13 protein-coding genes are annotated in these 19,118 nt (G+C 62.7%); 9 read left to right on the plus strand and 4 right to left on the minus strand.

What is annotated here, in order from left to right; genetic code table 11:
- Positions 1-14 precede the first annotated feature (14 nt).
- Positions 15-266 (minus strand): hypothetical protein, encoded by a 252-nt coding sequence (locus tag ABWY06_RS06720; RefSeq protein WP_353924786.1) that lies wholly within the window; start codon positions 264-266, stop codon positions 15-17.
- Here ABWY06_RS06720 and ABWY06_RS06725 point away from each other — a divergent pair.
- Entirely contained in the window at positions 265-489 is a 225-nt protein-coding gene (locus ABWY06_RS06725) for an argininosuccinate synthase domain-containing protein (protein ID WP_353924787.1), read from the plus strand. The two genes, ABWY06_RS06720 and ABWY06_RS06725, sit on opposite strands and share 2 nt — an antisense overlap.
- 17 nt (positions 490-506) lie before the next feature.
- The gene (locus ABWY06_RS06730) at positions 507-1,244 is read left to right on the plus strand and encodes an adenine nucleotide alpha hydrolase family protein (RefSeq protein ID WP_353924788.1); all 738 of its coding nucleotides are present in this window, start codon (positions 507-509) and stop codon (positions 1,242-1,244) included.
- A 16-nt stretch (positions 1,245-1,260) separates the two neighbouring features.
- Here ABWY06_RS06730 and ABWY06_RS06735 read toward each other — a convergent pair whose 3' ends face one another.
- On the minus strand, positions 1,261-1,767 hold the full coding sequence (locus ABWY06_RS06735) for a hypothetical protein (protein ID WP_353924789.1): 507 nt from the start codon (positions 1,765-1,767) through the stop codon (positions 1,261-1,263).
- Between the two features lie 415 nt (positions 1,768-2,182).
- Here ABWY06_RS06735 and ABWY06_RS06740 point away from each other — a divergent pair, with 415 nt between their 5' ends.
- Entirely contained in the window at positions 2,183-4,354 is a 2,172-nt protein-coding gene (locus tag ABWY06_RS06740; protein WP_353924790.1) for a M14 family zinc carboxypeptidase, read from the plus strand.
- A gap of 106 nt (positions 4,355-4,460) precedes the next feature.
- On the opposite strand, the gene ABWY06_RS06745 is transcribed toward ABWY06_RS06740, so the two are convergent.
- On the minus strand, positions 4,461-6,362 hold the full coding sequence (locus tag ABWY06_RS06745) for a S8 family serine peptidase (protein WP_353924791.1): 1,902 nt from the start codon (positions 6,360-6,362) through the stop codon (positions 4,461-4,463).
- Between the two features lie 476 nt (positions 6,363-6,838).
- Positions 6,839-7,852 (minus strand): zinc-dependent alcohol dehydrogenase family protein, encoded by a 1,014-nt coding sequence (locus tag ABWY06_RS06750; RefSeq protein ID WP_353924792.1) that lies wholly within the window; start codon positions 7,850-7,852, stop codon positions 6,839-6,841.
- 166 nt (positions 7,853-8,018) lie between these two features.
- On the opposite strand from ABWY06_RS06750, the gene ABWY06_RS06755 reads away from it, so the two are divergent.
- From ABWY06_RS06755 to ABWY06_RS06780, 6 genes are all read left to right on the plus strand, one after another.
- Positions 8,019-8,936: a LysR family transcriptional regulator gene (locus tag ABWY06_RS06755; RefSeq protein ID WP_353924793.1), complete on the plus strand. Its 918-nt coding sequence runs from the start codon at positions 8,019-8,021 to the stop codon at positions 8,934-8,936.
- A gap of 412 nt (positions 8,937-9,348) precedes the next feature.
- Entirely contained in the window at positions 9,349-10,581 is a 1,233-nt protein-coding gene (gene mexE, locus ABWY06_RS06760; RefSeq protein ID WP_353924794.1) for a multidrug efflux RND transporter periplasmic adaptor subunit MexE, read from the plus strand.
- Positions 10,582-10,593: 12 nt separating this feature from the next.
- Positions 10,594-13,782 carry an efflux RND transporter permease subunit gene (locus tag ABWY06_RS06765; protein ID WP_353924795.1) on the plus strand — a complete coding sequence of 1,063 codons (3,189 nt, stop codon included), beginning with the start codon at positions 10,594-10,596 and terminating at the stop codon, positions 13,780-13,782.
- Positions 13,779-15,179: an efflux transporter outer membrane subunit gene (locus tag ABWY06_RS06770; RefSeq protein ID WP_353924796.1), complete on the plus strand. Its 1,401-nt coding sequence runs from the start codon at positions 13,779-13,781 to the stop codon at positions 15,177-15,179. The genes ABWY06_RS06765 and ABWY06_RS06770 overlap by 4 nt, the downstream gene beginning before the upstream one ends.
- Before the next feature lie 405 nt (positions 15,180-15,584).
- Entirely contained in the window at positions 15,585-17,072 is a 1,488-nt protein-coding gene (locus tag ABWY06_RS06775) for an ATPase domain-containing protein (RefSeq protein ID WP_353924797.1), read from the plus strand.
- On the plus strand, positions 17,069-19,108 hold the full coding sequence (locus ABWY06_RS06780) for a hybrid sensor histidine kinase/response regulator (protein WP_502948160.1): 2,040 nt from the start codon (positions 17,069-17,071) through the stop codon (positions 19,106-19,108). Before ABWY06_RS06775 ends, ABWY06_RS06780 begins: the two co-directional genes overlap by 4 nt.
- Positions 19,109-19,118: the final 10 nt, after the last annotated feature.

A 19,118-nucleotide genomic window follows, 5' to 3' on the forward strand; every position in this document is an offset into this window, starting at 1 on the left:
TTTTAGGTCCTCATTCAACTCTGCTCCAGCACCTGGGGTTGCGGTGCCAGCTGTACCTGTCGGCGTGACCAGAAGGGACTGCCGGCGAAACGCGTCTCCGCCCGGTAATACCCCTGTTTCAGCGCCAGGAACTCGGCGACATGCCGTTCCACATCGGCGCAATAGGCCATGCGTTGGCTGTCAGCGGAGCACTTATCCGCCGTCAGCTCCGTGGCGGCCAGGCGCGCCGCCTGAATGCCACTGCTCAGCGCATAGCCGATGCCCATGGATGAAAAGGGAGCGAAAGCCGCCGCGGCATCCCCCGCCGCCGCCCAGCCCGGCCGCCCGTTGATCGCCAAGCACCTGGTGCGCATCGCCCACGCCCAGGGTGCGCACGCCGTCGCCCACGGTTCCACCGGCAAGGGCAACGATCAGGTGCGCTTTTATGCCGGCGTGGTGGCCCATGACCCGGAGTTGCAAGTGCTGGCACCCTGCGGGAATGGGAGCTGAAATCACGGGAGGACGAGTTGGCCTACGCCCGGCGGTTTGGCATCCCGGTCAGCGCCACGCCAGACAGCCCCTTCAGCAAGGATGGCAGCCTCTGGGGCACCAGCACCGAATGCGGCAGCATCGATGACTTCCGCCAGCCGCTGCCGGAAAGCGCCTACCAGTTGACCGTCGCGCCCAGCGCCGCGCCGGATGTGGCCGGGTTCGTGACCATAGGGTTTGGGGCCGGGGTGCCGGTCAGCCTGGGTGGTGTGCCGCTTTCTCCTATCGACCTGGTGCAGCGCCTCACCGCAGTGGGTGGCCGGCATGGCATCGGTCGGGTCGACATGGTGGAGAACAGCCTGCCGGGCATCAAGAACCGCGCCCTTTACGAAAGCCCCGCGGGGGCCCAGTTGCACCTGGCGCACCGCGAGCTGGAGGACCTGACCATCGATCGCAACAGCCTGCATTGCAAGGCCGAACTGGCCCTGCGTTATGCCGACCTGGTCTACGGCGGCCTCTGGTGGTCGCCGCTGCGGGTGGCACTGGATGCCTTTGTCGAAAGCACCCAAAGCCATGTCACCGGCAGCATCGGCTTGCGCCTGTACAAGGGCAGCTTGAGCATCGAACGGCGCGACCTGTACTGCGCCCTGTTCGACTACGGCCTGACCGCCCTCGACAGCGCCGACCGTTTCCATCACCCGTCGGGGCTGGGGTTTGCCTATATCTGGTCACTCCCCCAACGGATTCGCGCCAAGGTGCTCGGCCCGCTGCAGTGAAGGGTCTGGCGTAAGCCTATTCCCAGGCCAGCAACCAGCCGGCGGCCGTGACTTTGCCATCCTTGAGCGCGACCAACAGTTGGTCATGCTGCCCCCGCCAGTAGTAGGCCCAAATTTCTCCGGACGGCCGTCCCTGCCACTGCGCCCGTTGCACCAGTTGTGCGTACTGATCGGCAGATTCCGGCCAAATCTGCTCGGGTTCACCGAATAAGTCCCTGACATCGGCCGCCTGTTTTTCACCGCGCAAAATCTGTGCCTGCAACTTCTGCATGACTTGGTGTTTTTCCCCGTTCCAGGTGTCTACCCGGTCATTCCAAGTACCGCCATTAAAGTGTCCCTTGACCGCCCTAAGCGCTTGAAACTGCTCAGCTGTGGCAGTTTCTTCAGTGGCCGCCGCGGTTCCGTCGGCCTTCAAGGCCAAGGGCTGACAGGCACTTAATCCGCCCACCACGGCCAAGCCCAAAACGCACCAAAATGGCGCTCTGCGGGTTAACGCCTGGCACTGTTTTATACCAACCAACATAGCAATGAACTCCTGAAAGGTGCCGCCCGATGGCGACTAAACTAAAGTTTGGCTTGCCGTATTCACGATAAAAAGTTAATTAAATCAGGCGAGTGGAGCTCACCCCAAGGGGGAACCAGGACATCAGGCGGTCAACCGTGCTGCGCGTCCCAGGCCCGCGAACAGCCAATAGACCTGAGTCTAGCCGCTGTTTGACAGACCTTACAGCGAGCTCTACTTTCAACAATCTCTTTCTGCTCTTCGTGGACAATAGCCAATAAGCATCCTCGAACTATTGGGTATCGCCCAGTAATTAGCAGTGAGGGGCATTCATTTGCGGCACTACCCAGCGTATCCCCACAAGGGCTCGCCTTTAATCGACTGTGCCCTATTCGGGCGCAGCGCCAGGCATAACTTCCGTTATAAAGGATTATAAATGAAAGCTACTCATAAAATATTACCGGTCGCGGCCTTGCTGGCCTTGGCGGTTGCCCATGCACCGCTGTACGCGAATACCAGCAGCGCCGAAGAAAACTTTACCCTGCTGGAGCAGGAAAAAGCCTCGACCGACGTGTACAACGCCTACTTCCCATCGCTTGACGTGGGTCGCAAGGCCGCCATCAGCCTGCACGGCCAGCTGCTCGAGTCGCATTACGAGGACGGCTACCTGGTGGTGGAGCTCAACGACGCGGACAAGCAGCGGCTTGAACCCTTCGGTTTCACCTTCGCCCCCGCCACCGCCTTTATCGAAAAACGCAACGCCATTCTCAGCGGTATCCAGAACAAGCTGCAGACCAAGGCACTGGCCGCCGATGCGGGCATCGCCAGCATCCCCGGGTATGCCTGCTACGAAACGGTCGAGGAGAGCTTCGCCGTGGCCGCCGGCATGGCCGCCAGCAAGCCGAACATCGCCGAATGGCTAGACGTGGGCAACTCCTGGGAAAAAACCCAGGGCCTGGGCGGCCACGATATCCGCGTGCTCAAGCTGACCAACAAGACCGTCGGTGGCGCCAAGCCCAAGCTGTTTATCAACAGCGCCATCCATGCCCGTGAATACACCACCGCGGCCCTGGCCCTGGACTTCGCCCGTTACCTGGTGGACGGTTACGGCACGGTCGCCGATGCGACCTGGATCCTCGACCACCACGAAGTGCATATCATGCTGCAGACCAACCCGGATGGCCGCAAGAAAGCGGAAACCGGCTTGTCCTGGCGCAAGAACGCCAACCAGAATTACTGCGGTGCCAACAGCAACACCCGCGGCGCCGACCTTAACCGCAACTTCAGCTTCGGCTGGAACAGTACCAACGGCGAAGGCTCCAGCGGCGTGCAGTGCGACGAAACCTACCGTGGCCCCAGCGCCGCCTCCGAGCCGGAGATCAAGGCCCTGGAAGCTTATGTGCGCGGCCTGTGGCCCGATCGTCGTGGCACTGGTCGTAACGACGCGGCGCCCGCCGACACCAGCGGTATCCACCTCGACATCCACAGTTACAGCCAGCTGGTGCTCTGGCCCTGGGGCGACGTCAACACGCCGGCGCCGAACGGCACGGCGCTGCAGACCCTGGGTCGCAAATTCGCCTTCTTCAACAACTACACCCCGCAACGTTCGTTCGGCCTCTACCCCACCGACGGTACCAGCGACGGCGTCAGCTACGGCGAATTGGGGGTGGCCGCCTACACCTTCGAGCTGGGCACGCAGTTCTTCCAGAGCTGCAGCACTTACCAGAACACCATCCGGCCAAACAACCTGCCGGCGCTAATCTACGCCGCCAAGGTGGTGCGTACGCCTTATATCACCCCGGCCGGTCCGGACGTCAGCGGCCTGGCACTGAGCGGCACCGCCTCCACCACCGGCGTTCCCGCCGGCACCGTGGTCAGCCTGAGCGCCAGCGCCACCGACATTCGCTTCAACGCCAGCAACGGCACCGAAGCAACGCAGAACATCGACGCGGCCGAGTACTACATCGACAAGGCACCGTGGGAAGCCGGTGCCGTGCCTGTGGCGCTGCTGGCCCAGGATGGCGCGTTCAACGCCAAGACCGAAAGCCTGAGCGGCAGTATCTACACCGCCGACCTGGCCACCGGCAAACACCTGGTCTATGTGCGCAGCCGTGACGCCTCGGGTGCCTGGGGCGCGGTCTCGGCCTCATTCCTGGTGATCGGCGATGGCGGTGGCACCCCGGCGAACTACTGCGCGGTGGCCAGCGGCAACGCCAATGACGAGTGGATCGGTCGGGTCGGCGTGGGCGCGTTCAGCAAGACCTCCGGCTCGAGCAAGTACTCGGACTTCAGCGCCGACACGATCCCACTGATTCGTGGCGCCAATAGCCTGAGCCTGACCCCGGCCTTTTCCGGCAGTGCCTACAAGGAATACTGGAAAGTCTGGATCGACCTGAACAAGGACGGCGATTTCAGCGATGCCGGCGAGGAAGTGTTCAGCTCCGGCAGCGCTGTCAGCTCGGTGGTGACCGGCTCGCTGAATATCCCCAGCAGCGTGGCGGCCGGTAAAACCCGCATGCGCGTGGCCATGCGCTATAACGCGGCACCCACCGCCTGCGGCACTTTCAACTACGGCGAGGTGGAGGACTACTCGGTCAATATCAACTGATAAAGGCAAGCCGGCGCGCCCACCGCGCGCCGGTCGCTTTGCCAAGGTCCATAAAAAACCCCAGGTCGGCCATGCCGCACTGGGGTTTTTCTATATCAGCGGTGGATCAGTAGCCGTAGATCTCGATTTCGCGCCAGGCGGTCCAAGAGACACTGTTAAAGGTGGTATTGATTTTCACGAAACGGCCGTGACTTGCCTCTTTCTCGCCGTCAATGATGAGTGAAATGGGTTCCAGGTCATCCACCATGCCAGTATAGGTTGCCACGTTGATGGGAGCCTGCAGGCGTGTCCTCATCATTTCAATGCTGTGGGTGGCACTAGTCCCAGGCTGCCAACCACTACTAAGCGGTGTCATCCGCACCGCCCTGACGTGTTTGGTCGAACCAAGATCAAAGATGACAAACCCGGTAGGACCACCCGCTCGCCAAAAGTCACCACTCAGGTATTTGCCATCGGTCAAGCTGGCCGGATTGCCTGTGCCACTACTGTAAATTTTCACGACAGCAAGTTTTTTCAGCGGAGCAGCCAAAGGAGGCTGGGTAAAATTCGGCACTTTGATCTTAAAACCCTTGCGATCGTAATATCCGGTCTCACGCAATTTACTTTTTATCCACCACTCTCGTTCCACTGGAGTCGTGCTGGCATTTCCATAACGCGCAGCCAAGGCGGAAACGTGCGGTGCGGCCATCGAAGTACCCGAAAGATATTCGGTAGTCTTGGTGCCGAGCCAAGATGAAATAATGCGGGTGGACGGCGCCCAGGCCTCGACACACGTCCCACTAGCGCTACTCAAAGGTGTTTTGGTAGGACTGTTTGGCCCCTCAACAAAGTCATCCATAGGCACGCCTAAAGGCACGTCGGGGGTCGGCACCCGCACGGAACTATTAACAAATGCCTTCGCCATTTGCCCATCTGAATCGATACCTCCAACCACGATGATGCCATCAACAGGATTGGCGCTATTGAAATTCGGATAAGAGGTGGCACTGTCTGGGGTTGAATAGGCGCTAGCGCAAGCATCCCCCCCATTATTTCCAGCAGATTGCGCAACCAGAAAACGGGTACTGAGCCGCTTGAGCATTTTATGTTGAACACTACCCGTCTGGTATTGTGTCTTATTAAATGTATTGAAATTCCCGAACTCAGTACTATCCGAATAGCTATTCGTGGAGAAATTAAGAACCGCAAAAAGATTTTTATCCTCGGCATCCTTAAGAATCATATCGCTAGCCGTGTAATTATCATTTATATTTTTTTGGATATTGACTACAGGCGCCCCGGGATTGACACCCTGGGTTAAAATACCATTTTTCTTTGCCGCCAAGATACCGGCGATATGCGTCGCATGATAGGGTTGATAGTTATCCCCAACTTTACCCAATGAATTTCTATCGGTTTGTGAAACCGGCCCCAAACTGGTAAAATTCAGATCCGGGTGCGGCAGCATCCAAGTATCCAACACGTAGACCGGATTACTGGTTGTCAAACCATCGTTAGCGCCGATGGCCGACTTCCCCCATGATATATCTTCGATGTAATTATCGGCCTTGGTGTCGAACCACTGCTGCCCACTCAACTCACCTAAGTCCTTTGGATCCACTGCACGGATTTCGGAAAAAAACGGGGCTTTCTCGAGTGCGGCCAATTGGGTGTTGCTGACCCGCGCGGTAAACGTCGGCACCGTCCAGGACGACATGCCCACGGCACTAACGCCAAACTGACCTTCGATATATTTTACCAGCGCGCGGACTTCCGGTTTATTCCAGCTGCGGATATCCGCCGGGTCCTTGACGTCCGCTACCGCGATCGCCGGCGCTTCGGCGGCGAGCATTTTTTTCGTAACAGGGCCCGCCGTCCCCATGGCTTCCGACTTTAAGAAGAAGGTATAAAGCTTTCCTTGTTCCGCGGCTTTCTCCTGAGGAAATACCGCCTCGACTGTGGGTTGGGGCGCCGCCCAAGCCATACTGATCGCAGCCATCAAACTGATAAAGGTCACTTGCTTTTGCATATCCAACATTCCGTCGCATCCATAGATAAATTGATCCAATATATTTTCGAGTACAACTTGCCAGGCTCGCCCCGGCAGCGAACCAGCTCTGCTCTCCTTGTGCGGCGATACTGAGCCGATCATCATTATTTAGATGCAGGTGAATGAACGATACCGATTTTACGGCTGGATACAGAGAGACTTGCGCCTCCTATAACAGCACATTCAATCTGTATTGATGGCGTTGTTTGGCACAGCTGACGCCGCGCACGAAAGCGGCGGAGCATGCGCCGAATAGTCAACCAAAACCGAGCGAAAAGCCCGTAATCCGCCAATTTATCAGGCCATCGCGGACTGAAAGGCTCGAAGAGGCATCTGGATGTATCAAGCGCGGTCTGGGACGAGGGGTACGGCACTGGTGTCCCGCCGACCACCTCAGCCAATGGTCAACAGGGCCCGATTTAACACCGGGCCTTGCTGCTCGATAAACCAGGCCGTCAGACCTGCAACGCCACCTGGCCACGGCAGGGGCCGTTTTCCAGATAGCGATGGGCTTCGACGAACTGCTCGAACGGGAACACCCGGTCAACCTGGGGCCGCAGCAGACCGTCCCGGGTCAGTTGGTTGATCGCCAGCAACGCCCGCTCCAGGGCGGCGCGGTCCTGGGGAATGCCCAGTTCGGGTTTACCGGTGAAGTTGCCCAGGCAGTGGACGAAGAACTGAATGTTCTTCTGGAACGCCGCGCAGGCCGGAAACGGCGTCTGGTTGCCGCCCTGCAGACCATAGAGCACCAGGCGCCCACGGGTGGCCAGTACATCGCCGAGCAGGCACATCTGTGGCCCACCGAGGCCATCGAGCACCACATCCACGCCGCGCCCATCGGTGAGTTTGGCGATCTGCTGCACCAGGTCCTGCTCCTCGGTGACTATGACCTTGTCGGCACCCAGGGCCATCAGATATTCACGGTCCTCGCCGTCCTTGGTCGCCGCGATCACCCGCGCCCCCAGGGCCTTGCCCAGTTGGATGGCCGAAGGCCCGGCGCAACGGCTGCCATCGGTGATCAGCACCGTCTGTCCCGGTACCAGTCGCGCCAGTTCCACATAAGCGAAATAGGCCATCAGCAATGGCGTGAAGAAACCGCTGGCCTCGACGGGGCTAAGCACCTCGGGGTAGCGGGTCAAGGAGGTGCGCGGCAGCAGCATTTGCTCGGCGTAGCCAGGGTAACGGCTGGTACTGTGGGCCGGGAAGCTGGCCACTTTGTCACCCACCACCAGATCGTCGACGCCCTCGCCGACCGCCAGCACCTGCCCCGCCATCTCATGGCCGAGCCCGGACGGCAGGCTCGCCTGGCAGGGCGCCAGGTTCTGCCGCCACAGCACGTCGTGCCAGCTAAGGCCGATGGCCTCGACCTGCAGCAACACCTCACCCGGGCCGGGTTGGCCAACGGGCACTTCTTCACACTTGAGCACCTCGGCCGGGCCGAACTGGTGAAACCGAATCATGCGGGACATCGCTGAACCTCGCTGGTGGATCCCTATGCCGTGGACTTTATCCGGGGTCGGGGTGCAAAACCACCCGCCGGCATCGATAGTTGACATAAACGCCAGTGATGCGCCGACTTGACGGCGAGACGCGCGCCCTTCAGCCTCTGCCGCCAGGGTGATCGAGAGAAGCCGTATGAACCGTAACGACCTGCGCCGTGTCGACCTCAACTTGCTGATCGTGTTCGAGACGCTGATCCACGAGCGCAGCGTGACCCGCGCCGCGGAAAAGCTGTTTCTCGGCCAGCCGGCGATCAGCGCGGCGTTGTCACGCCTGCGCAGCCTGTTCGACGACCCGCTGTTCGTCCGCACCGGCCGCAGCATGGAGCCGACGCCCCGCGCCCAGGAAATCTTTCTGCTGCTGCAACCGGCACTCGACTCGATTTCCACTGCCGTCAGCAAGGCCCAGGCCTTCGACCCGGCCACCGCCCAAACGGTGTTCCGCGTCGGGCTGTCGGATGACGTCGAGTTCGCCCTGCTACCGCCCTTGCTGCGGCGTATCCGCGCCGAGGCGCCCGGCGTGGTGCTGGTGGTGCGCCGGGCCAACTACTTGCTGATGCATGGCCTGTTGGCCTCCGGCGAGATCTCGGTGGGGGTCAGTTATACCGAGGAACTGCCGGCCAATGCCAAGCGCAAGACCCTCAGGCGCAGTCGCCCCCGGCTGCTGCGGGCCGACTCGGTGCCCGGGCGCCTGAGCCTCGACGACTATTGCGCCCGCCCCCATGCCCTGGTCTCGTTCGCCGGCGACCTGGGCGGCTTTATCGATGACGAACTGGCGAAGATCGACAAGACGCGCAAGGTGGTGCTGGCCGTGCCCCAGTTCAATGGCTTGGGGACCTTGCTCGCCGGCACCGATATCGTCGCCACGGTCCCGGACTATGCCGCCGAGGTGCTGATCGCCGGCGGTGGCCTACGTGCCGAAGATCTGCCCATCGAGACCCAATCCTTCGAATTGTCCATGGCCTGGCGCGGCGCCCAGGACAATGACCCTGCCGAGCGCTGGCTGCGTTCGCGCATCCAGATGTTTATCGGCGATCCGGACAGTCTGGCCTAGAGGCTCCGCGCCAGCGCCCGTCACAGATAGGATGGGGCGGGCCGCGTAGGTGGAGCTAAGCGATACCCACGCCGCTCCCCAGCCAATCCACCCAGCCTGTGACCGCGTCATCTATTGATGGGCCGCCTTTTTCGACGCGCCCGCCCGCAACCGCCCCCGGCGATGGGTATCGCTGCGCTCAACGCCATCCTACAGAGCCCGATATGCTGATGCTGATTCTCGCCAGCGCCCGCCACAGGTAGGTCACAGGTAGGATGGGGCGGGCCACGCAGGTGGAGCGCAGCGATACCCATGCCGTACCCTACTATCATCAGTTGCATCGATAGCCATATTCGTGTCATTCGATTCGCCCGTTCCCCAGGCGCCGCAGCAGACTCCGCCCATCGTTACAGCTGAGTTGCGGAGTCCCCCCATGGAGCAGTCCCTTTTCCCTTTGCGTTTTCCCCTGGCCCTGGCCGCCGTGCTGGTGCTGGGCGGCTGCGGCCCCGAGCCCCAGGCCAGTGCTCCGCCGGGTGCGGCACCGGTCAGCGTGGCCCAGGTGCTGCGGCAACCGATCAATGAATGGGACGAGCTGACCGGCCGCCTGGAGGCACCGGAGGCGGTGGACGTACGGCCGCGGGTGTCCGGCTTTATCGACAAGGTGGCCTTTACCGAAGGCTCGCGGGTGAAAAAAGGCGACTTGCTGTTCCAGATCGACCCACGCCCCTTCGAGGCCACGGTGCGTGGCCTGGAGGCGCAGCTGCAGCAGGTGCGCGCCGCCTTGGGCCGCGCCGAGAACGAGGCCCGCCGCGGCGAACGTCTGCGCGCCAGCAATGCCATCTCCGCCGAGCTGGCCGACGCCCGCGCCAGCGCGGCCCAGGAAGCCCGCGCCGGTGTGGCAGCGATCCAGGCGCAGTTGGAAGCCGCGCGCCTCGACCTGAGCTTCACCCGGGTCACCGCCCCCATCGACGGTCAGGTCAGCCGCGCGGAAATCACCGCCGGTAACCTGGTCAATGCCGGCCAGACCCTGCTGACCCGCCTGGTGTCGACCGACAAGGTCTACGCCTATTTCGACGCCGATGAGCGCGTTTACCTCAAATACGGCGAGCTGAGCCGCCAGGGCCAGCGCGGCCAGAGCAGCCCGGTCTACCTCGGCTTGTCCAACGAAAACGGCCACCCGCACCTGGGGCAGATGGACTTCGTCGACAATCAGGTCAACCCGCAGACCGGCACCATCCGCGGCCGCGCGGTGTTCGACAACCAGGACGGGCGCTTCACCCCCGGCCTGTACGCACGCCTGAAGCTGGTCGGCAGTGCGACCTACCCGGCGGTACTGATCAACGACGAGGCGGTCGGTACCGACCTGGGCAAAAAATTCGTCCTGGTGGTCGACGCCGAGGGCCAGGTGGATTACCGCGCCGTCGAGCTGGGTCCCAAGCTGCAAGGCTTGCGCATCGTGCGCAAGGGCCTGGCGGAAAACGAACGCATTGTGGTCAAGGGGCTCCAGCGCGTCCGACCGGGCATGCCGGTCAAAGCCGAGGACGTGCCCATGGCCGACCCGAAGACCCTGGCCGCCCTGGCCGAGGAACGCAAGGCAGTCGAGCAGGCCAATCCGCCGCGGGTGGTGCAGAAAGCCGACACTCGCACCAGCGCCCCTCGCGGTTAAGGAACAGAACCGATGAATTTCTCCCAATTTTTCATTCAGCGGCCGATCTTCGCCGCGGTGCTGTCGCTGATCATTCTGATCGGCGGCGCCATCTCGCTGTTCCAGTTGCCGATCAGCGAATACCCGGAAGTGGTGCCGCCCACCGTGGTGGTCCGCGCGTCCTTCCCGGGCGCCAACCCCAAGGTGATCGGCGAAACCGTCGCCTCGCCCCTGGAACAGGCGATCACCGGTGTGGAGGGCATGCTCTACATGTCATCCCAGGGCACTGCCGACGGCAAGCTGACCCTGACCATCACCTTTGCCCTGGGCACGGATCTGGACAATGCCCAGGTGCAGGTGCAGAACCGCGTGACCCGCACCATGCCCACCCTGCCCACCGAGGTGCAGCGCCTGGGCGTGACCGTCGACAAGGCCTCGCCCGACCTGACCATGGTGGTGCACCTGACCTCGCCGGATGACCGTTACGACATGCTTTACCTGTCCAACTACGCCGCCCTGAATATCAAGGACGAGCTGGCGAAGCTGGACGGCATCGGCGACGTGCAGCTGTTCGGCCTGGGCAACTACTCGCTGCGCGTGTGGCTGGATCCCAGCAAAGTGGCGTCGCGCAACCTGACCGCCAGCGACGTGGTCGCCGCCATCCGCGAGCAGAACCGCCAGGTCGCAGCCGGTTCGCTGGGCGCGCCGCCCAGCGAGGGGGGCAACAGTTTCCAGCTGTCGATCAACACCCAGGGCCGCCTGATTACCGAGGAAGAGTTCGAGAACATCATCGTCCGCGCCGGTGAACAGGGCGAAATCACCCGTCTGAAGGACATCGCGCGCATCGAGTTGGGCTCCAGCCAGTACGCCCTGCGCTCGCTGCTGAACAACAAGCCTGCCGTGGCCATCCCGATCTTCCAGCGCCCCGGCTCCAACGCCATCGAAATTTCCGATGCGGTGCGTGGCCGCATGGCCGAACTGAAACAGAGCTTCCCTCAGGGCGTGGACTACGAAATCGTCTATGACCCGACCATCTTCGTCCGCGGCTCCATCGAGGCGGTGGTACACACCCTGCTCGAGGCCCTGGTGCTGGTGGTGCTGGTGGTCATCCTGTTCCTGCAGACCTGGCGCGCCTCGATCATTCCCCTGGCGGCGGTCCCGGTCTCGCTGATCGGCACCTTCGCCGTGATGCATATGTTCGGCTTCTCGCTCAATGCCCTGTCGCTGTTCGGCCTGGTGCTGGCGATCGGCATCGTGGTGGACGACGCCATCGTGGTGGTAGAGAACGTCGAACGTAATATCGGCCTGGGCAAGTCGCCGGTCGACGCGACCAAGCAGGCGATGAAGGAAGTGACCGGGCCGATCGTCGCCACGGCCCTGGTGCTGTGCGCGGTGTTCGTGCCCACCGCCTTTATCTCCGGGCTCACCGGGCAGTTCTACCAGCAGTTCGCGCTGACCATCGCCATTTCCACGGTGATCTCGGCGATCAACTCCCTGACCCTCTCCCCGGCCCTGGCCGCGGTGTTGCTCAAGGACCACCATGCCCCCAAGGACCGTTTTTCGCGGGTACTCGACCGCCTCTTCGGCGGGTGGCTGTTCAAGCCCTTCAACCGCTTCTTCGATCGCGCCAGTCGGGGTTATGTCGGCACCGTCAAGCGCGTGCTGCGCGGCAGCTCGATTGCCTTGGTGCTATACGCCGGCTTGATGGGGCTGACCTACCTGGGCTTCGCCACCACACCCAGCGGTTTTGTGCCCTCCCAGGACAAACAGTACCTGGTGGCGTTCGCCCAGCTGCCGGATGCCGCGACCCTCGACCGTAGCGAGGCGGTGATCAAGCACATGTCGGAAATTGCCGGCAAGCACCCGGGCGTCGCCAATACCGTGGCCTTTCCCGGGCTGTCGATCAACGGCTTCACCAACAGCCCGAACAGCGGCATCGTCTTCGTGACCCTCAAGGCCTTCGACGAACGTACCGCGGATGACCAGTCCGCGGCGGCCATCGCCGCCGAGCTCAATGGCCAGTTCGGCGCCATCCAGGACGCCTTTATCGCCATTTTCCCGCCACCACCGGTGCAGGGCTTGGGGACCATCGGCGGCTTCCGCCTGCAGGTCCAGGACCGTGGCAACCTGGGGTATGAGGAACTGTACGTGCAGACCCAGAATGTCCTGGCCAAGGCCCGTCAATTGCCGGAACTGGACCCCATGTCGGTGTTCACCAGCTATCAAGTCAACGTGCCGCAGATCGACGCCGCCATCGACCGTGACAAGGCCAAGACCCATGGCGTGGCCATCAGCGACATCTTCGACACCATGCAGATCTACCTGGGCTCCTTGTACGCCAACGATTTCAACCGCTTCGGGCGCACCTACCAGGTCAATGTGCAGGCCGAGCAGGAGTTCCGCCTGGAACCGGAACAGATCGGCCAACTCAAGGTGCGCAACAATCGCGGGGAAATGGTGCCGCTGTCGGCCTTCCTTAATGTCACTCCCAGCGCCGGTCCGGACCGGGTGATGCATTACAACGGCTTTCTCACCGCGGAAATCAACGGTGCGGCGGCCCCGGGGTTCAGTTCCGGCCAGGCCGAGGCGGCCATTGCCAAGCTGCTGAAGGAAGAACTGCCCAACGGCATGAGCTTCGAGTGGACCGAGCTGACCTACCAGCAGATCCTCGCCGGCAACAGCGCGATCTTCGTCTTTCCGCTCTGCGTGCTGCTGGCCTTTCTGGTGCTGGCCGCCCAGTACGAAAGCTGGAGCCTGCCGCTGGCGGTGATCCTGATCGTGCCCATGACGCTGTTGTCGGCCATCGCCGGGGTGATCCTGACCGGCGGCGACAACAATATCTTTACCCAGATCGGCTTGATCGTACTGGTCGGACTGGCGTGCAAGAACGCCATCCTGATCGTCGAATTCGCCAAGGAGAAACAGGAGGAAGGCCTGGACCCGGTCAGTGCGGTGCTGGAAGCCTGCCGGCTGCGGTTGCGGCCGATCCTGATGACCAGCTTCGCCTTTATCATGGGTGTGCTACCCCTGGTGTTCTCCAGTGGCGCCGGTGCCGAGATGCGCCATGCCATGGGCGTGGCGGTGTTCAGCGGCATGCTCGGGGTGACCTTCTTCGGCCTGTTGCTGACCCCGGTGTTCTTTGTCCTGATTCGCAAGTTCGTCGAGAAGCGTGAAATAAACGCTGCGAAAAAACGTCAGTCCCTGGGTGAGGTGCACGCATGAAATTGACAACTCCCCTCCTCGCGCTGGCGCCGCTGTACCTGGCCTTGACCGCCTGCGCGGTGGGCCCGGACTACCAGGCACCGGCGACGGCCCCCGTCCGGGTGCTCAGTGCCGAGGCGTCGAGCCATGACCGCAGCCGCTTCGAAACCAGCTGGTGGCAGCAGTTCGAGGACCCGGTCCTCAACCAGCTGGTCCAGCGCTCGCTGCAGGAAAACCGTGAACTGCGCCAGGCCTATGCCCGGCTGCGGGCGGCCCGGGCGGTGCGCGACGACCTGGCCAACGATCGCCTGCCGACAGTCACCAGCCGTCTCTCCAGTGAGCACGGCAAGGGCCAGCAGCCCGGCGTCACCGAACAACGGGTCAGTCAGGAGCGCTACGACCTGGGCCTGGACATGCTCTGGGAAGTAGACCTGTTCGGGCGTATTCAACGCCAGCTGGAAGCCAGCGACGCCCAGGAGCAGGTCGCCCAGGCCCAGCTCGACCAGTTGCAGGTGAGCCTGATCGCCGAGCTGGTGGATGCCTACGGCGAACTGCGCGGCGCTCAGTTGCGCGAGCGCATCGCCCGCAGCAACCTGAAGAACCAGCAGGAGTCCCGTGGCCTGACCGAGCGGCTGCAGGACGCCGGCATCGGCAGCGAGCTGGATGTACTGCGTGCCGACGGCCGTCTGGCCGCCACCGAAGCCACCTTGCCGCAGTTGCAGGCCCAGGAAAATCGAGCGCGCACGCGCATCGCCACCCTACTCGGCCAGCGTCCAGCGGAGCTGGATATCGACCTGCGGGCCCGTGACCTGCCGGCCATCAGCAAGGCCCTGCCGATCGGCGACCCGGGCGAACTGCTGCGCCGCCGCCCGGATATCCGTGGCGCCGAACGCCAGCTGGCCGCCGCCACGGCAAACATCGGCGTGGCGACCGCCGACCTGTTCCCGCGAGTCAGCCTCAGTGGTTTTCTCGGTTTCACCGCCGGGCGTGGCTCGGCCATCGGTTCCTCTGCCACCCAGGCCTGGGGCTTGGCCCCGACCCTGAGCTGGGCGGCGCTGGACTTGGGCAGTGTGCGTGCGCGCATCCGCGGTGCCAGCGCCGAGGCCGATGCGGCGTTGGCGGGGTACGACCAGCAGGTGCTACTGGCCCTGGAGGAATCGGAAAACGCCTTCAACGATTATGCTCAGGATCAGCAGCGGCTGCAGGCGCTTCAGCGCCAAAGCGCGGCCAGTCGCGCCGCGGCCGAACAAGCCGCCATCCGCTACCGCGAAGGCACGGTGGACTTCCTGGTGTTACTCGACGCCGAGCGCGAGCGCCTGGCCGCCGAGGACGCCCAGGCACAGGCCGAGGTGCAACTGTACCGAGGCATCGTGGCGATCTACAAAACCTTGGGCGGTGGCTGGCAAGTGCCTGGCTGACCGTCCCCCATTTTCCCCTGGTCGGCCCACTGCCGACACTGCGCCCCGTGACCCTCCGTTCCTGGACCACGGGGCTTTTTTTGGCCTGGAAAAAACCGCGCAACCACGCGCCGAGGCCGTCTGCGTCGCCGTGGCAGCAGCCCCTGGAACCGGGCGCGGCCAGCGTCCGAAAGGCGCAAGGCGCCGGGCCAAGGTCTTTTTTTTTGGAACCCCGTAACAGTCATTCGGTCAGTTATTCGGTAAGTGCCTGATGATCCTGTTGCAGAAGTCGGCGATCAGCCTGCATGCATCCCCGCCTCTACGACAGTCCCATGCCTTGCCCGGTAATGTACGCCGCCTGTTGCGCTATCGCCGCAACCGATCCGAGCGCTTTGCCACCTTTTTTGGCAATACGAGACTTCTGATTTGACGACAGTAAAAGCACAAACCGGTATCGACGGATTGGATGACATCCTGTCCGGGGGCCTGTCGCGCGAGCACGTCTTTCTGCTGGAAGGCGAACCCGGGACCGGGAAAACCACCGCCGCGTTGCAGTTTCTGTTGGCGGGTGCCGCCCAGGGCGAGCGCTCGTTGTATATCACCCTCTCGGAAACCGAACGCGAGTTGCGCGAGGGCGCCCTGTCCCACGGCTGGACCCTGCCCGAGGAGATCGTCATCTTCGAACTGACGCCTCCGGAAAGCCTGCTCAATGCCGATCAGCAGCAGAGCCTGTTGTACTCGTCCGACCTGGAGTTGGGCGAGACCACGCGGCAGATATTCGATGCCATCGAGCGCATTCAACCGAAACGGGTGGTACTCGACAGCCTCTCGGAAATTCGCCTGTTGGCCCAGAGCTCGTTGCGTTACCGGCGCCAGATCCTGGCGATCAAGCATTTCTTCACCCGCTACGGCACCACAGTGCTGCTGCTCGACGACCTCACCACCGAAGCGCTGGACAAGACCGTGCACAGCGTCGCCCATGGGGTGATTCGCCTGGAGGAAATGACCCCGGGTTACGGCGCCGAGCGTCGCCGCCTGCGCATCGTCAAATTTCGCGGGCAGAAGTACCGCGGGGGCTATCACGACTTCATCATCAGCCAGCACGGTATCGTGGTGTTCCCGCGCCTGGTCGCCGCCGAACACCGCACGCCCTATACCCGCCGGACGCTGACCAGCAATATCCCGGAATTCGACGCGCTGCTCGGTGGCGGTATCGACAGCGGTTCCAGCACACTGATCCTGGGCCCGGCCGGTACCGGCAAGTCGCTGCTGATCATGGTTTTTGTGGTGGCCGCCATCGCCCGCGGTGAGAAAGCCGCACTGTTTATCTTTGACGAAGAGCTGGGCCTGCTGTTCGCCCGCATGAAAACCCTGGGCATCGACTTGCAGGAACTGCTCGACAGCGGCAATTTGCTGATCGAGCAGGTGGATGCCGCGGAGCTCTCACCCGGGGAATTCTCCCACCGCGTGCGCGGCTGCGTGGACGGGCAACAGATCAAGACGGTGGTGATCGACAGCCTTAATGGCTATCAGGCGGCCATGCCAGAAGAAAACGCCTTGATCCTGCATATGCACGAGCTGCTGCAATACCTCAATCGCCAGGGCGCCACCACCTTTATGACGGTGGCCCAGCATGGGCTGGTGGGGGACATGAAGGCCCCCATCGATATCACCTACCTGGCCGACTCGGTCATCCTGCTGCGTTATTTCGAAGCGCTGGGCGAGGTGCGACGAGCCATCTCGGTGATCAAAAAACGCACCGGCAGCCACGAATCGACCATTCGCGAGTACCGTATCGGCGGCCCCACCGGATTGCGTATCGGCGCGCCGTTGAGCGCCTTCCAGGGCGTGCTGCGGGGCGTCCCCACCTACTCGGGGGAAGGCCATCCCTTGCTCTCGGATGAGGTCTTTTGAAAAGCAGCGCGCCGTTCTCCGAGCGCGCCATCCTTCTGGCGCCCAACGGCCGCGACGGACAGATTGCCCTGATGATTCTGCAGGAGGCCGGCTACAGCGCACTGATTGCCGCCGACCTCTCGGCGCTGTGCCTGGAAGTGGAGCGCGGCGCTGGGCTGGCGGTGATCGCCGACGAAGCCTTGCAGACCAGCAACCTCAAGCCCTTGGCCGACCTGCTGGAGCGGCAACCGGCGTGGTCGGATTTGCCCATCGTGTTGCTCACCCACCATGGCGGCGGCCCGGAGCGCAACCCCGTGGCGGCCCGCTTGGGTGAGCTGCTGGGCAATGTCACCTTTCTGGAGCGGCCTTTCCATCCCACCACCTTGGTCAGTGTCATTCGTGCCGCCATTCGCGGTCGCCGCCGGCAGTACCAGGCCCGCGCCCACCTGGAAGAACTGAGCGACGGCGAGCAGCGCCTGCAGAATGCGCTCAAGGCCGGAAAACTGGGGGCCTGGCAGCTGGACATGCCGGAGCAACGGCTGACCACCTCGGCCAGTTGCAAGGCGCATTTCGGTTTGCAGAGCGAGCAGCCGTTCAGCTACCAGGCCCTGCTCGATTGCGCCCATCCCGCGGACCGCACGCGTCTGGAGGCGTCGCTGCGGCACAGCCTGGCGTCAGGCGATGACCTGCTGATCGAGTACCGCAGCCTCTGGCCCGACGCCAGCGAGCATTGGCTGGATGTCTGCGCCCGTGCCCTGCGCGATGCCGAGGGCCGGGTCAGCTCGCTGGTCGGCGTGTCGTCCAATATCACCGCGCGCAAGCTGGCCGAAGCGGAGTTGCGTCAACTCAACGAAACGCTGGAAGCCCAGGTCGAACAGCGCACCACAGAGCTGCGCCGTAACGAAGAGGCGTTGCGCCAGTCGCAGAAAATGGAAGCGGTCGGTCAGTTGACCGGAGGCATCGCCCACGATTTCAACAATATGTTGACCGGCATCATCGGCAGCCTGGAATTGCTCAGGCGGCGGGTGGCCAGTGGTCGGCTGAACGACCTGGACAGCCTGATCGACCTGGGGGTGACGTCCGCCAACCGCGCGGCGGGCCTGACCCACCGCCTGCTGGCGTTTTCACGCCGACAGTCACTGGATGCCAAGCCGGTGGACATGAACAAGCTGGTGACCTCCATGCAGGACCTGCTGCGGCGTACCCTCAGCGAAAGCATCGTGATGAAGATCTGTCTGTGCGACGACCTGTGGACTGCTGAAGCAGACCCCAACCAACTGGAAAGCGCCCTGCTCAACCTGGTCATCAATGCCCGCGACGCCATGCCGCTTGGCGGCTTGTTGACGGTGGAAACCGCCAACCGCCTGTTCGACGAGCACGCCCCCGACACCCCGAAGGACCTGGCGCCTGGCGAGTACGTGGTATTGAGTGTCAGCGACAACGGCATCGGCATGGACCCGGCCACGATCGCCCGGGCCTTCGACCCGTTTTTCACCACCAAGCCCATTGGTCAGGGCACCGGCCTTGGCTTGTCGATGATCTATGGCTTTGTCAAACAGTCCAACGGCCACGTCGGCATCCACAGCAGCGTTGGCCAGGGCACCCAGGTGCGCCTCTTCCTGCCGCGTTTTCGCGGCACCCGTCTCGGCGAGTCTGGCATTCCCACGGTCGCGCCCCTCTATGCGCGGTCCGGCGAAACCGTGCTGGTGGTCGAAGACGATCAGGCGGTGCGGCTGCTGGTCAGCGAGGTGCTGCGCGAGTTGGGCTACCACTTCGTCGAGGCTGCGGAGGCCAGCGAAGCGCTGCCGATCCTTAACGACGCCAGCCAGCGCATCGACCTGCTGATCAGCGACGTAGGCCTGCCGGGCATGAACGGTCGGCAATTGGCGGAAATCGCCCAGCAGGTCCGCCCTCACCTCAAGGTGCTGTTTATCACTGGTTACGCCGAACACGCCGCGGTGCGTGGGGGCTTTCTCGAGTCGGGCATGCAGATGGTCAGCAAACCCTTTACCCTGGACAGCCTGACCCGCAAGGTTCGGGAAATGATCGAAGAGTAATGGCCTGCAC

It is taken from the genome of Pseudomonas sp. (genome assembly GCF_040514055.1).
In the GTDB taxonomy this organism is placed as follows: Bacteria; Pseudomonadota; Gammaproteobacteria; order Pseudomonadales; family Pseudomonadaceae; genus Aquipseudomonas.